At 44.5% G+C, this 14956-nt stretch carries 11 protein-coding genes and 1 tRNA gene; 7 read left to right on the top strand and 5 right to left on the bottom strand.

Annotated features, from left to right (window positions below; genetic code table 11):
- The first annotated feature begins 73 nt into the window (after positions 1-73).
- On the top strand, positions 74-760 hold the full coding sequence (locus MH117_RS16270; RefSeq protein ID WP_239330086.1) for a DUF6273 domain-containing protein: 687 nt from the start codon (positions 74-76) through the stop codon (positions 758-760).
- A 304-nt stretch (positions 761-1064) separates the two neighbouring features.
- Here MH117_RS16270 and scfB read toward each other — a convergent pair whose 3' ends face one another.
- Together scfB and scfA are read right to left on the bottom strand one after the other, a co-directional pair.
- Positions 1065-2444: a thioether cross-link-forming SCIFF peptide maturase gene (gene scfB, locus MH117_RS16265; RefSeq protein WP_239330083.1), complete on the bottom strand. Its 1380-nt coding sequence runs from the start codon at positions 2442-2444 to the stop codon at positions 1065-1067.
- A gap of 95 nt (positions 2445-2539) precedes the next feature.
- Positions 2540-2689: a six-cysteine ranthipeptide SCIFF gene (gene scfA, locus MH117_RS16260; RefSeq protein WP_239330081.1), complete on the bottom strand. Its 150-nt coding sequence runs from the start codon at positions 2687-2689 to the stop codon at positions 2540-2542.
- A gap of 71 nt (positions 2690-2760) precedes the next feature.
- On the opposite strand from scfA, the gene MH117_RS16255 reads away from it, so the two are divergent.
- The gene (locus MH117_RS16255; RefSeq protein WP_239330079.1) at positions 2761-3465 is read left to right on the top strand and encodes a hypothetical protein; all 705 of its coding nucleotides are present in this window, start codon (positions 2761-2763) and stop codon (positions 3463-3465) included.
- 201 nt (positions 3466-3666) lie between these two features.
- Here the strand turns inward: MH117_RS16255 and MH117_RS16250 are convergent, their stop codons facing one another.
- Positions 3667-5217 carry a flavocytochrome c gene (locus MH117_RS16250; RefSeq protein ID WP_239330077.1) on the bottom strand — a complete coding sequence of 517 codons (1551 nt, stop codon included), beginning with the start codon at positions 5215-5217 and terminating at the stop codon, positions 3667-3669.
- Between the two features lie 595 nt (positions 5218-5812).
- On the opposite strand from MH117_RS16250, the gene MH117_RS16245 reads away from it, so the two are divergent.
- A complete protein-coding gene (locus MH117_RS16245) occupies positions 5813-7900 on the top strand; it encodes a TerD family protein (protein WP_239330075.1) in 2088 nt (695 codons plus the stop codon).
- A gap of 466 nt (positions 7901-8366) precedes the next feature.
- Positions 8367-9632: a helix-turn-helix domain-containing protein gene (locus MH117_RS16240; RefSeq protein ID WP_239330074.1), complete on the top strand. Its 1266-nt coding sequence runs from the start codon at positions 8367-8369 to the stop codon at positions 9630-9632.
- 293 nt (positions 9633-9925) lie between these two features.
- On the opposite strand, the gene MH117_RS16235 is transcribed toward MH117_RS16240, so the two are convergent.
- Together MH117_RS16235 and MH117_RS16230 are read right to left on the bottom strand one after the other, a co-directional pair.
- Entirely contained in the window at positions 9926-10732 is an 807-nt protein-coding gene (locus MH117_RS16235; RefSeq protein WP_239330072.1) for a WYL domain-containing protein, read from the bottom strand.
- The gene (locus MH117_RS16230) at positions 10707-12029 is read right to left on the bottom strand and encodes a helix-turn-helix transcriptional regulator (protein ID WP_239330070.1); all 1323 of its coding nucleotides are present in this window, start codon (positions 12027-12029) and stop codon (positions 10707-10709) included. Before MH117_RS16230 ends, MH117_RS16235 begins: the two co-directional genes overlap by 26 nt.
- A 173-nt stretch (positions 12030-12202) precedes the next feature.
- On the opposite strand from MH117_RS16230, the gene MH117_RS16225 reads away from it, so the two are divergent.
- The 3 genes from MH117_RS16225 (at position 12203) to MH117_RS16215 (ending at position 14938) form a co-directional block, all read left to right on the top strand.
- Positions 12203-12271: transfer RNA gene (locus MH117_RS16225), tRNA-Ser, on the top strand.
- A gap of 337 nt (positions 12272-12608) precedes the next feature.
- Positions 12609-14105 (top strand): TROVE domain-containing protein, encoded by a 1497-nt coding sequence (locus tag MH117_RS16220; RefSeq protein WP_239330068.1) that lies wholly within the window; start codon positions 12609-12611, stop codon positions 14103-14105.
- Between the two features lie 50 nt (positions 14106-14155).
- The gene (locus tag MH117_RS16215; RefSeq protein ID WP_239330065.1) at positions 14156-14938 is read left to right on the top strand and encodes a nucleotidyltransferase domain-containing protein; all 783 of its coding nucleotides are present in this window, start codon (positions 14156-14158) and stop codon (positions 14936-14938) included.
- Positions 14939-14956: the final 18 nt, after the last annotated feature.

Raw genomic sequence — 14956 nt, 5'->3', positions numbered from 1 at the left:
TGGATGTTTTTATCCTGGTCTTTTTTTATATAATTAATCAAAGATGGAGAGAAAAATAAGGAGGGGAGCCTATTTGGAAGACGATAATCTTGCTTTCACGTCGAACAGGAACTTCAAGCCCGGCGAAATCATTACTTTCGGCTTATATCCACAGTCAGATGACGGTATAGAACTACCGATACAATGGCGTGTTCTCCACAATTCGGGCAGCGAGCTATTTATTTTGAGCGAGTATATTTTGGACTGCAAGCGGTACCATGGCAGCAGTGTGGAAATTAAATGGCAGGATTGCGTGGATATTACGTGGAGTGACTGCGATTTGCGCAAGTGGTTGAACAATGAATTTTATAATAATGCATTTGGCGACGTCGAACAGGAATTGATAAAAACAACTCATTGTACGGACAACGGGGTAGGCAGCCCCGATACAGATGATAAAGTTTTTTTGCTTAGCGTTACCGAGATAAAGGATTTTTCTGTGATACACGGCAAGGAATTGCGACGTGCCATTGGAACAGACTTTGCCAAAACGAGAAAAAACGATGGCTGCAGCTTATATGTATATGATAAAACAGACAAAGATAACTATATCATCAGAAACGGCGAAGAAGTCGGCTGTTCTTGGTGGTGGCTGCGAACACAGGGAAACAAGCCTTCACGTGCCTATTTTGTTGGCCCAAGTTGCAGTATTCGTAGCTATGCGAATGTTAGTTTAGCCCGTGATGGTGTGCGCCCCGCTTTAATTATGAAGCTCCCATGACAAAAAAACAGGTAGCGGATGACGATAATTTGCTAAACCGCAGGGACTCTTACATGATCTGCAATAGCAGACAGTGAAAAGCGATGCTCTGAGATAGAAAAGCTATATATAGTGAAATCTCAAAACGCGTTTAACGCAAAGAGATAGATTGCTGAATAGATTGAATTTTACAAATATGAATGTTATCAGAAATAACTCGGCGACCTATCCCCAATACAATATCGGGAATCGATCGCCGCTTAAATACTCTTTTCTTATTGTTTATTTGACGGGGTTATGACTACATAACCCCTCGTTCCTCTATCTACGCCTCACAAGCTTCAAGTTCTCGAATGGACTCGGCAACCTTTGCCATCATGGAACATTCAATTCGTTTACGGAAAACGTCACAACTAAATTCATAAATTCCGTTGATGGAACCCGTCGCATGCAGGGCATTGGCAGGACATCCGCCGCTGCAGTACAGTTTAGCCCAGCAATCCTTACATGCTGACTTCGCGTAGCAGTTGCTTTCTTTAAATTGGCCCTGCAGCTCAGGTCGTGTGATGCCCTCCCAAATGTTGCCCATGCTGTACGCTTCATCCCCTACAAACTGATGGCAGGGGAACAACTCGCCCGCTGGGGTGACAGCGAGATATTCTGTGCCTGAGCCACAGCCTGTGATTCGCTTCTGGATGCAAGGACCTTCCGAGAGATCAAGCATGTAATGATAGAACGTAAATCCTTTGCCTTGCTCGCTGCGCGTAATCATTTCTTTGGCAAGAATTTCGTATTGGTGATAAATCTCCGGGAGATCCTTCTCGGTTAGAGCATAGGGTTCCCGTGGATCACAGATGACAGGTTCCATTGAGATTTTGTCAAAGCCTAGATCTGCGATATGGAAGATGTCATTGGTGAAGTCCACATTGTTTTGCGTATAAGTTCCTCGTACATAATACTCCTGGTCGCCGCGCTTTTGGATGAAATCCTGGAACTTCGGTACGATATGATCATAACTGCCTTTGCCGGTCACGGTTGTACGCAACTGGTCATGTACCTCTTTTCTGCCATCGAGGCTTAAGACGACATTGTACATTTCCTGATTCAAAAACTCGGTGACCTCATCGTCCAGCAGCATCCCATTCGTTGTGAAGGTGAAGCGGAATTTCTTCTTCCATTCCTTTTCCTTACTTCGTGCATACGCTACGATCTGTTTGACGACTTTCCAAGCCATAAGCGGTTCCCCGCCGAAGAAGTCGATGTCCAGATTTCGGTGATGACCCGAATGTTCCAGCAAGTAATCAATTGCTCGTTGTCCAACCTCAACACTCATGATGGCTCGTTCACCATTGTATTTCCCTTGGCTGGCAAAGCAATATTCGCATGACAGATTACAGGTATGCGCGACATTAAGACAGAGTGCTTTGACATATGTTTTTCGTTTTTGTAAATCAATAGACAGTTCTTCATACACATCCTCTGTAAAGAGCAGCCCATTCCTTTTGAGTTCTTCAACCTCTGAAAATGTCTCTCTAATACTATCCTCAGCAAAATGTTTTTCCTTCATTAAGGTCAGGATTTGTGCGGGAGCTGCATGCTCATAAAGTGCAATGATCTCATACGCCAGATCATCCACAACATGCACTGAGCCACTATAGGTGTCAATCACGATGTTATATCCGTTCAGTTGATATTGATGAATCATATTGCTAACCAAACTCCTTTTGCCTACAAATTGCAACGACTAACCAGCATAAACAAATTCGCCGTCCTTATAGGGACGGCGGTGAGCTTCAATTACTATTTGTTCATTTCATTTTCACAACGTTGGTTGGCAACGCCACAGGAAGTCTTGCAAGCAGACTGGCAAGATGTCTGACATGCACCACATCCGCCGTGTCTTGCTGTGTCCATTAGTTTTCGTGTGTTCAATGTTACGATTCTTTTCATACTGAGCCGCTCCTATTCCAATTTTGTTAGCTGTACTTAACCTGCTACTTTGAACTATCGTAGCAACAACTTTGGCGGCACAACAATCAAAAAGGTCACACCTCATCCTACCTGCCCGGCAACTGATGGTTGGATGGGGTTACGTGTTTAGGGAAGATAGAAAAATTAGGAAAGTATTGTGTACAGGATGCGAAATCTTATATACAAAAATAAAAATATGTTATATTTTGGGATCTGGAGGAGGGCTTGATATGAAACTCTTCAAAAATAAAATGTTCTGGTTTGTCGTGTTTATTATTTTGATTCATTATCCATTATTGCATAATTACTATATCGATGATAAGGATAAGAATACGATCAAAATCGCTGTAGAGAAGCTGTACCAGGATTATTGTCACGAAGACGTCGTGGCTCAGGTATCATCAAACTGGATCCAAGAAATTGGGTGGATTGGTGGAACGGTTCACCCATTTTATGTAGAAACCTCATCTAAGAAAGTACCAGCATTTAGCGGCCTTTTTGGTAGAAAACAGATTGTTATTCGGGAGTTTGGATGTTATACCCATGAATTGAAGCTGGATCGTGAATCGCAGCGTTTTATACCTGTGGAACCGACGGAGGCGTTTTCCTCTCACATGAATGATAAAGCAGGCATTCCGCTCGAAATTCTTATCTTTTACTTTTTAATAGACTGCGTATCTGTGCTGGCTATTATAGTTTATATATTAGTCAGAATAATAAGGAATTTTGTTATAAGCAGAAAGAGGGCGCAATGAACTAGTACCAACTCTAATTACGATTCCATCTTATGAGCTACATCCTTGATCATTGCTACAAACATCTTACATACGAATAACCGGATGGTGTAAGCGTAGTTGATATCTTGTGGTAGTCAACTTGTACCCCACAAGAAGAGGCCCGCTATTTTCTAGGGGCCTCTTAATCGTTACAAGAAAATCACTGCACGGATCTTTTCATTATTTTGCGCTCTTCACATATTGCGCTGACTTCATCCCAGCCTGACGGCCAAAAATAATGATCTCTGCGATGGAATTGCCGCCGATTCGATTCTCACCATGCAGACCGCCTGTGACTTCGCCTGCAGCAAATAGAGCTGGAATAGGCTTGCCATCCTTGTCTAATACTTCCGTATTGGTGTTGATCTTTACACCACCCATGGTGTAGTGAATGCCTGGTCCAATCTTGATCGCATAGTACGGAGTACCCGATAATTCATGCTCCATCCCTGTTTTTCTGTTGAACGTATCGTCCTTCTTACTCTTCACAGCGGTGTTCCAACCCTCAAGCGTCTTCTGCAGGGGAGCGGCAGGCACACGGATAATCTCTGCCAGCCCCTTGATCGTATCTGCTTGTTTAACAAACCCCATTTTTTCATAATAATCGATTGCTTTTGCACGCGACTTGACACCGGAATCGAAGATCAGATAAGCATTTTTTTCCGGGAGCTTGTTAATCGCTGCTGTAACGCTATCACGAGCGCCCATCTCATTTACGAAGCGCTTCCCTTCATTGGATACCAGTATCGCACCTTCACCGCGTACTACTTCACCAATCAAATAGGAATTTTCCTGCTGAACGGTAGGGTGAACCTGAATTTGATCCATGTCAACCGTGGTGCCGCCCATGTGCTCTACCATCTTAATGCCGTCACCTGTGCTGCCCTCCTGATTCGTCGTCACATAGCCTTCAAGGTCAGGTCTCACCTTCTTGATTAACTCCATATTTGCGCCGAATCCACCTGCCGTAATCACAACAGATTTGGCCGCAATTGTTTTGTTCTTATTTGCTTGGCTGAAATCAACCTTTACACCAGTTGCCTTCCCGTCTTTGCTTGTGACCTCCTGAACATTGGCGTTGACAAAGAGTGGAATTCCTTGTTCTTGTACCTTTTTGATCAGTCCAGATACAAGATATTTGCCGACAGCTGAGCCATCTTCAGGACGATGGGTGCGTTTCTTGCTCATGCCCCCTGTGATCGTAATGTTGTTCAGGCGAATACCATTGCTGTCCAGCCAATCAATGGCAGCAGCAGAATGGTCCACAAAGTACCGAAGCATATCCTTATTGTTGGTCAAATGCCCGCCTTTTAGCGTTTCATCATAGAACAGATCATTAGTATCCGTAATGTTCTGTTCTTTCTGGAACTTGGTTTCCGATGCATTCATTCCTGAAGATGCTTTGCTTGTGTTACCGCCGGCTACCTGCATCTTCTCCAGAATGACAGGGCTCAAGCCTGCTGCTTTCACTTCAAGTGCCGCGGTCATGCCAGCACCTCCTGCACCAACAATGACAACGTCATAGCTCTCCTTGAGCTGGTCAAGCGGTGTATATGTAGCAAGGGATGGGCTTGATACGGCATCTTCCTTTTCTTTTTCCTTGTTTTCTTCTGCCTGTTGATTTGCACCAGCTTCAGGTCCAGGCTGTTTGGAGCTTGCTCCTCCACAACCTGAGATCAGCAGCAGAAAGGCAAGTAGGATCATCAGGGCAGGCTGGCATTTTCTCTTCATCATGCAATCCTCCGCATCGTAGTTCTTTCTCGGTCTGCCAGCATAAGAGCATGCTGGAGACTTGTTGCTTTAGTATGCCAATTTTCGCCTTTTATTATTTGTTAAGCTTACGCTCTTATTAGCAGGCAGGGCCGAGTATAAACGAAAATAGTCTGGAACTTAAGTAAGGCTTAAATGGAGTATGACGTAATATACGGAAAACAAGGTGGCTGCTTCGGCTAACTTATTAGTCAATTAATACACCTTATGTACTCGTCAATCGTGGTAATGAGTGCCTATCTAATTTCGCAAATAATCACTGTCGTAATACTTTCGCCATGTTCGTCTACCTGAACATATGGGATGATACTACTCAAGAGGCCGACAACAATGCTCAGTTAAGAACACCTTGAGTAAGTTGATAACCTCCAACCACTTCAGGCTATTGCCATCCTTCCTTCTACAACCATTGGAGATTCAAATTAGGGTGGCACCTTTCCTGAAGAGATCACAATCAGGCTATTGCATCTCTTCCTTCTTAAACCAAACCTAGTTGATACTAGAGATGCAAGTTTCCTGATTGTTATTTTATGAAAATGAGGAGGGATTAGGCCCAATGAGAAATGCTATTTATTTAAGAAGAGCAAGCAAGCTCATTGTAGAACCTGGTCAACACCGTCTCCCCCAACCATATTTAGCTACGGCACTGAAAAACATAGAGTATCTCGGGTTTACTTTATCCCAGCCGCTTATGGAAGTCGTTCAAACGATGTCAGTGGAACAGTTTCTGGAGTTGTATCATCAGCTTGTGTCAGACTTGAAGCAGTTAATTGGTGGGAATGTAAACTTTAGGCCCATGTACCCGAACTTCCCCAAGCAAGTGATGCTTGCCAGTGAGGCAGAGCTTTATATTAACGCTATCATTCACTACATCACACTCCAACTGAACGAATATGATGCATTGGAGCGAATTCCACTTCTGGATCAGGTTGATTTGAAAATAATAGATCTAGGAAGCGCAGCCGATTTTGATCACACTATTCGTAATCTTATTGGGGCAAAAGGCTCAATCTCCCAAACCGATCAGGCAGATGTGGAGTGGGTGATCGCCAATTACGAGGATGTAAGCTCGATATTGCCGGACGAGATCCCTTTAAAAGAAAACGTAGGGTTTGTAATAGGAACCCTGCTCAAATATGAGAAGTCAAATTCGAAGCTTATCAGCAAATACATAAGAACGGCAACAGATGTACTGCGGTTAGCGATAGCACTTTCAGATGGAGATGTAAGTCTTGCGAGTATATCGAAGTTTCGTAAGTTCAAGCGACCAGAGAGACGTCTATTGTTGGAGCTGCTTGAGCAATGTGGGAATCGTGTGGAGGATATGCTGCGGTATAAACATCGCTGGATTCGTCTTGGCGAAATTTTGCACCCTGCCGAATATAAACATAAGTTTCATGGCTGCAAGGAAGCGTTTGATATTTTACGCAATAATAAACCCTATGAAACGTTCAGCAGTAAGGTTGAACATGCGCTGCGTTTCAAGGATACAAGTCTGGCTGCGGACATCTTGCAAAGCCGTCCAGGAGAGTTCGCTAGGCGGCTGGACCATATGTTAAGAATGGGTGAGGACAACATTTCGGTCGTTGAAAAATTTGCTGCAATTGCCGAACAGGTCTCTACACCTGTGCTGTTGCAAGTAAAGGCTCATTTTAGCAATAGGAATAAAGGGCATGAACTGAGAACGTTTTTCCCAAAAGGGAATGTCGCCAAGGCGGTAGCTATCGAGAATACTCTTCCCGATATTAATTTGGAAGCTTGTGAGGCGATAGTACAAACGTGCAAAAATACGCTCATCAAGAGATTCGCTGAGCTTCCTGCTATGGGGGACGTTTATGTCGATGCAAGCTTAAGGCAATATGTAGTGCCTTTTTCTCAAAGGTCGGCGAGCAAGGCACTTCGTACCATCGTTCGCGGTAGTCGGCTTGAGCTGACTGAAGGAGACACAATCCGCTTCTACTTGTGGTGGAAGGAAGGGCAGATTGACGGAACGCCTACAGGAAGAGTTGATATTGACCTCTCTGCGGTTATGTATGATGAGCAGTGGCAGTATGTCGAACATATTTCCTATACGAATCTGCGTTCAGCCCAGTATAAAGCGGCTCACAGTGGCGATATTACATCGGCGCCACATGGGGCCTGTGAGTTTATCGATATTGATATTCCTTCTGTTGTTAAATATGGGGGCCGTTACATCGTAGCCACGCTGAACTCATTTACAGGGCAGGCCTATTGTAATTTACCAGAGTGTTTTGCAGGCTGGATGATGAGGCAGCATCCCAATTCTGGAGAAATCTTTGAACCTTCCACTGTAGTAGATCGAATAGATGTTACTGCGGATACAAGAATCGCAATTCCGATCATTTTGGATGTGGTAGAACGGAAAATGATTTGGTGTGATCTAGCGCTGCAGCATCATCCTAACTATTTCAACAATGTCGAGGGAAATCAAAAAGGTATGGTACTGATGGGGAAAGCAATGACCACCTTAACAAAGCCAAACCTGTACGATTTATTTATGCTCCATGCGGAGGCCAGAGGCCGAATTGTGCAGCACGCAGATGACGCACAAACCGTGTTTTCGGTGAATGAAGGCATTACTCCGTTTGATATTAGTACCATCATGGCTGAGTTCATTGCTTAATGGGAGAAGGCTGCTGGAACTCCCGTCAGTCACATTTCGGTTGTCATCAGCAGCATCGGCCAAGCGTTTTTTATCTTCGGTGTGAAGTCATGTCTCAATAAATAGAAATAGCCACAGGGAATACCCCTCGTGGTTATTTTTGATGTCTTTTCATTACTGGTTAATGTATATCAACATAATGAAAAATCTTTTATTGCGATCTATGACTAGTTAACTCAACTTACGCAGCTTAAGACCTTAAACAAACGCTTGATATAACTGGGGAAACTAGAGATGCATGCTGTAGTTGACCAAGAGCAGATGTCTTGTTATTCATCCGCTTCACTTGAGCTATTTTAGGAATTAATTACGACCGTAATGGTCATTTGTGGAATGTTGTATTTGGTGCATCTAAAAAAATATGGTAATATGTAGGTGGTCGATTAATATACAATTAATTAATAATCAATTAAGCGAGGTGTACTAGTTGGTTGAAATCTCCGCGTCCACATTAACAATGGGGCTGGGGGAACTGATACGATGTAAACGAAAAGAAAAACAGATGACACTCCCGCAGCTCTCCGATCTATCAGGTACTCCAGAAGCTACGTTATCCAGAATTGAAACAGGGGAGACACGTTCTCCAGAGTTCCGCACTATTCTAGTTATTGCTTCGACCTTAGATATTCCGATTGATGTGATCACAGAATTCTACATCGAAGCAGAATGTAGCTCGGAAGCACTATTTACGGTATTGGAGGAAGCTCTTCCTAATTCGTTGCCCGTTCCACTGATTATGAAAATCGCTACTACATTCCTCGCCTTTAATCAGCGCGAAACCTCTGAAGAGTCCGTCGAACGATTATACGACCTTGCAATCGAAACAAAAGAAATCCCTCAAAAGCTCGCCTTGTTTAAAGTGATTAGCGAGTTCTCCGACGATCACGGCATTCGGCCTACTCTGGCGAAAGCACTATTCCAATCTTATCTGATCGAGCGAGATGATTTTACAAAGTTAAGCAAGACTTATGAACCGGGAAAAAATATTCAATATCACGCTAAATTCCTTTCAGTAGCCGATCAAATTACATATTATTATAAGCTAGGCGCTCATGCTTATCACTTGGGTAAATACCAGGATTGCATAAAGTTATGTAAAGAAGTGATCACTCTTGATTATTCAGAAGGTACATTAAAAGCATATGCCGTTCAATTAACAGCCTTCTCGTACTTCTTTCTGGATCGATACGACTTGGCAGAGAAGTATGTTAATATCTTAAAACACTTCTCTAGTATTCCTTCTATTGAGGAACAGGTTTCGTTTCTGACTGCCAAACTGGACGGTAAGAAAGGGGATATTGATTTAGCTATAATTCAGCTAGAAAACCGACTAGGTACAGCCCCTCATAAGGTCGCGGTTATGTTCGATCTCATGGAGCTTTACTTAAAACAGAAAGATGTACAAGCAATTGAAAGGTTACTGCTGCATGAAAAAGATTTTATGTCTTCTAGCCACCCATCCATCGTTTCAGAGTATGCATTCTATTATGAAAAGAAGAGTCAATACTTTTTGTTGATAAATGAGCATAATAAAGCTTTTGAATGTTTGCTTGATAGCATTATAATGTTCATATCTGTTGATAGGCATCATGACATTGACAGGTGCATAGGAATAATGCTAAGCGAAGCCTTCAGAGGTGGTTTACATGATGCCAAGCTTACACAAGTGCTTTCCTATTTAACAAATAAATAATAAGGAGATACGACATGAAGAACAAATCCAGCAAGTTAGCTGCTTTATCTGCTTTTGTTGTAACTACTTTACTGCCTATCGCCATTGTTGCAATGACAAGTGGTGGAGGATCAACGATCCATCCGTGGTAAATATATTTATTCGAACAGACGCCAAGTAACGGCGTCTGTTTTTATTTTGGTTCCACTAAAATTAATATCCGGGGATTCGTTGGAACCTGTGATATTTCTACCACGAGGAGAGACGCCATGGAATGTATTTATTATTCATCATATAGAAAATGAAAACGGAACTTATGTATGCTCCATCCCATACCGCTCCAACGCCTTCGTAGAAGCTTCCAGCATCCGTCTCTTCAAATAGTTCCCCTCGATCACCCGCACCCGCTTTCCGAGAAAACGAATCTTCGAGAGCAGGAATTCCATCTCATCTCCGGGCAAGCAGACTCGCACACGGTATGTATCCTGCTCCTCATCATAGGCAACGTCCTTCTCAAAGCAGGAGAAGGCGTACAGAATTCGAGATAATTCTTGGTTGTACTCGCGGACGATCTCAATTACCACATCGGTCTTGCGGGAGTCAAGCGTACGAGCCACGTGGGCAAGAATACGCTCGGCCTTCTCTGATGGAATTGGCTCAGCTGAGACAGTGACGATGTTTTTTAGCCGTGTACTCATAAAAGCACGGTGGCGGAGGTGATACCAGAGCAGGTACCATTCTCTTTTGACCATCGAATATTCCAGCTTGTACGGCAGTCCGGATTGCTCGGACTGCACTTGCCCGCGCTTAAGTTGGTACGTGAGGCAGATGCCACTTTTACTCGTAATATGTCTTCGTAAAGAGCGTAGAAGGGAATGGTAGACTTGCCCCTCTGTGCTTTTGGCTTTCTCCAGTAAATAATCCCTCGTATCCATTCGCTGATCCTGCTCCAAAAGGGAAAACAATTTATCCAGTGTCTCCGCAGTAAATGCTTCGGCTGCCGCAGGATGATTTAGCATCGTCTTGAGCCAAGCTCTTTCGTGTGAGGTGATCATAAATGTACCGGAATCCTCAAGACGCGAGAGGACTTGATAGTTAAATATTTTCTCGAACAGGTTCATAGTACGCTTGAATCTCCTTCCATTCGGCAATCATCTCTCGACGGAGCTGTATCGGCTCTAATATTTCACAACTGGAGCCAAAGCTGCGCAGCCATGGCTTAATTTCAAAGGTACCGTTAACGGTAATTTCATAGACAAAAAAGTCTTCATTTTCCTCTATGATTTGTCCCCATTGCCCCTGAAGCAGGACGCGGTTTCGAATAAAGTTAGGTTCCAAATCTCCCGGGTTAAAGAAGCGGGCACGTATGGTTATCGGTCGCCCCGTATCAATCAGCCAACTGTACTGGATCTTCTCTGCCAGCTCGCTAGACCTTTTCTCCCATAGTTCCTCGGATACTGCTTCCGCTTCCTCCAGCTGTGTAATGCCTTCCATGCGGTATTTCCGCAAGCCCTCTCTGCCGTTCGACAGCAAATACCACCGTCCATATTGATGATCGTAGATGATTTTAAGCGGCAGCGTCTGTTCCACTTTACCCTCATGATCCCGTTCGAATAACGGATTCGTATTCTGGGAGGCATAACTCTTCTCAGCTTTGGGTGAGAAGTACAAGAAACGAACCTTGCGTCGACTCCGAATCGCACGCAGCAGCGTAAAGAGGTGTGCTTCATCTAATATCCGCGAGTAATAATGATATTTGTACAAAAAGGGCTCCATCGCATGCTTTTCCACTTGATTGCGAGCAAGGTGCTTCTTCAGCCCATCACGCAGCAAATAACCTTGCACAGAAGGCACCTGTGTATTGGACATCACATCCACGTAGTCATACAAGTCATAAAGCTCCTCGTCCGATAACTCCTGGATCAAATCGTTATGTAGACGATAGCGGAAAGGTCGTGTGCCCGCTTCACGTTTAATGACGCCAACTTCCTCCAAATACTTCAAATCCGACCGAATGGTTTTCTCGTCAGGAAGCGGCATGTCGGGATTCAGGTCGCCGCAGCATACGTCCATAAGCTCCATCGTAGTGAGTGCCTGTTCATCCATGGCGGCCAGCAGCAGGGAAATTCTGTAGGATTCGGATTCCTTTACTGATTTGGCACGAAATACAAACAACAGAAGGGGATCGATTGACTCGTAATAGCTGTAGCGAATTGATTCCGCAAATTGTTTCTCCTGTCCTGGTGCAAGCTGCTGATAAGTTGTGTTTACGATCGTTTTCAGCTTCTTAATGGTCTTGTCAAACGTGTGTACGGAAATACCGAGCCGCTCTGCAAACTGCTGTCTGCTGTAGGCACCACTCGTTAGCGTCAGCATCCGCAAAAATTGAATTTCTTTGTCAAAGCTTTCCTTGGCCACCTCGAAATCCTCCGTTCTCCTGCATCGTTCTTTTATTGTAACAGGGGATAAAGCTGGGCGATATGGAAAAGTTGTTTACCTGTCGTAATACTTTCACCATGTTCCCTTGCTTGGAAATAAGGGATGATACATACAGAGGCCGACACCACATGGTGCAGCCCCAGTAGATCATCGAGGCGTATGGAAGGGTTACTTCGCCTTCTAAGCGACATGCCGTTGGTTCGACTCCAACTTCCGCCCCTATGGCGGAATAGCTCAGTGGTAGAGCAGTCTTGTGCCTTTCCGACCTTTTTCCTCGATGATCTTTAATAAATGAATTGGAAGCGAGGCGCTGGAAAGGGCTTCTTCGACTTAAATGGGTTAAGTATTCGTCGTGTCTGTGTGAATGGACACCATCTGCCTTTTCCATTTTTTCCTCGCTTCATTACATCAGATGAAATACCTTGGTGAGGCGCTGGGATGGGTTACTTCGAGCTTATCGACACATTGAATTACCCGGGCAATACGGCAGGTTCGACTCCTGCAGCATACCTATCCCGCTTTTTCCTCACCTTTCTAATTTTTAAGGAGCTGATACTGTTGAATATGACAAAGAAGCTGTTTGGCGCCTTGCGACCAAACACTCTAAATAAAGCTAAATATCCAGCCTATACGCGTTCTATAGAGGAGCAATACGTACAGACGCTGCTGACCAATACGATGAGTAATACGTTTTATGCGGATCAACATGAACTGTTAAGTGAGGCGGAACAGCTTCATCATGAGATGGCAAACACGAATTCAACTTTTATGGCAAAAGCAATCGTATTTGCTCGTAATGAGGGCTTTATGCGCCTCCAGCCGCTGTTTGGCTTGGCTGTATTATCTCTCTATCGTCCGGACTTGTTCGCGAAGATCTTTATGCAGGTGGTGCGGATTCCTTCTGATTTGTCCGACTTCTTAACCATTGTGAGTGGATTAGGACGCGGTGAGGGTGGACGCGCGATTAAGCGGCAGGTGAATCAATTTTTGTCTGGTATAACTGAGTATTGGGCGATCAAATATAATGGACGTGGCCGCGGTTACAGCCTAGGGGACGCCATTGCAACGGCCCATCCGAAGCCGCAAGATTTGAGGCAGCAAGCGTTGTTCCGATATTTGCGCGGCCAAGAGGCTAATCTGGATCTGCTGCCGCAGGTACAGGCGCTAGAGCAATTGAAGCTTGCTGCGACAGAATCCGAACAGATCGCGTGGATTACACGAGGCAAGTTGCCCTATGAGACAGTAACGGGGGCGATTAAGCCTTTGAAAGCTGTATGGGAAGCATTATTGTACCAAATGCCGACGTTTGCGCTGCTTCGTCATCTGAACGCGCTGCAGCGAGCAGGCGTCTTGGATGAGAAGAGCCATTTGGATTATGTCGTGAGTCGACTGACCGATCAACAGGCGCTGCGCAAAGCTAAAATTTTGCCATTCCGGTTAGCGACTGCGTTTCGTCAGATAGAGCATGTAGAGCTTCGTGATGCTTTACGTGAAGCGGTTGAGCTGACGTTTGACAATCTCCCGCAGTTGGGAGAGCAAACGGCTATTTTCCTAGATATCTCAGGCTCGATGGAAGGCCATTATCTTGAAACAGGCGCGATCTTCGCCTTGGCCATGTACAAAAAGACACAGGGAAATTCGCTGTTCTGGTTGTTTGACACGGATGTATATGACGCTAAACCTTCACGTAAGGATAGTATCTTGACACAAGCGGCGCACATCCATACGCGTGGTGGAACAGATACAGGAGCGGCGGTAAAAAAGCTAATTCAGGAGCGGAGAAAAGTCGATCAGATCATTATGATTACAGATGAGCAGCAGAATAGCGGCAGTCCGTTCTATGAACAACTGAAGCGGTATCGTTCGCAGGTGAACCGTGATGTAAAGGCTTTTATTATCGATATAGCGCCTTATCGGCACGTCATGGTGCCGGATCAAGATCCGCAGACGTTCTACATTTATGGTTGGAGTGATACTGTATTATCTTATATCGCTCAGACCATACAGGAATACTCAAAGATGACGGAGCAAATAGCAGCGTTGAACTTGGATTAACTGGATTCGGGGACAGCACATTCAAACTAAAGTAAGGGAAGTGAGACCTCATGTCAGCTTATCAACAACTTATCTTGGAGGAATTGGCACGAATCGAAAAGGAAGAACAAGTTCGAATCTTGTATGCTTGCGAATCGGGCAGCCGTGCCTGGGGGTTTCCGTCCAAAGACAGCGATTACGACGTTAGATTTATATACATCAGACCGTTGGAATGGTATTTATCTATATTTGAGCAGCGAGACGTGATTGAGCGGCCGATTAGCAATATGCTGGATGTGAATGGCTGGGATCTGAAGAAAGCGCTGAAGCTGTTCCGCAAGTCTAATCCGCCGCTGCTGGAGTGGCTGCAATCGCCAATTCGGTATCAGGAGAACTATTCTATTGCAGAGCAGATACGCTGCCTTGCACCGTCCACTTTTTCACCCAGATCGTGTATGTATCACTATCTTCATATGGCAAAAGGAAACTATCGCGAGTATTTACAGGGTGAGCAAGTGAAGATCAAAAAATACTTCTATGTACTTCGTCCGATACTGGCTTGCGAATGGATTGAGAAGTACAACACGATGCCTCCCATCGAGTTTCAAGTGCTGGTTGAGGGGATCGTGTCAGGCAATAGCGAGCTTAGGGCTGCAATTCAGCAGCTGCTCGTGCGGAAAATGGCGGGAGATGAGCTTGATTATGAGCCTAAAATACATGCGATCAACGCGTTTTTGGAAGAAAAAATAAGCTTTTATGATCAAGTTGCTGCTAAAATGTCTGCGTCTACTGACAATCAGGATCAGCAGCTTAACAAGTTGTTTCGGTCAGCATTGGATGAGGTGTGGGCATAAGGCAGGATATTATTGTTT

The sequence above is a fragment of the Paenibacillus sp. ACRRX genome, from assembly GCF_022346885.1.
Taxonomy (GTDB): domain Bacteria; phylum Bacillota; class Bacilli; order Paenibacillales; family Paenibacillaceae; genus Paenibacillus_B.
This window is presented reverse-complemented; position numbering and strand designations above follow the sequence as displayed.

Excerpts from the sequence above, each read along its gene's own strand:
- MH117_RS16215 (WP_239330065.1), top strand. The coding sequence starts at position 14,156 with ATGTCAGCTTATCAACAACTTATCTTGGAGGAATTGGCACGAATCGAA.
- MH117_RS16245 (WP_239330075.1), top strand. The coding sequence starts at position 5,813 with ATGAGAAATGCTATTTATTTAAGAAGAGCAAGCAAGCTCATTGTAGAA.
- MH117_RS16250 (WP_239330077.1), bottom strand. The coding sequence starts at position 5,217 with ATGAAGAGAAAATGCCAGCCTGCCCTGATGATCCTACTTGCCTTTCTG.
- scfA (WP_239330081.1), bottom strand. The coding sequence starts at position 2,689 with ATGAAAAGAATCGTAACATTGAACACACGAAAACTAATGGACACAGCA.
- scfB (WP_239330083.1), bottom strand. The coding sequence starts at position 2,444 with ATGATTCATCAATATCAACTGAACGGATATAACATCGTGATTGACACC.
- MH117_RS16235 (WP_239330072.1), bottom strand. The coding sequence starts at position 10,732 with ATGAACCTGTTCGAGAAAATATTTAACTATCAAGTCCTCTCGCGTCTT.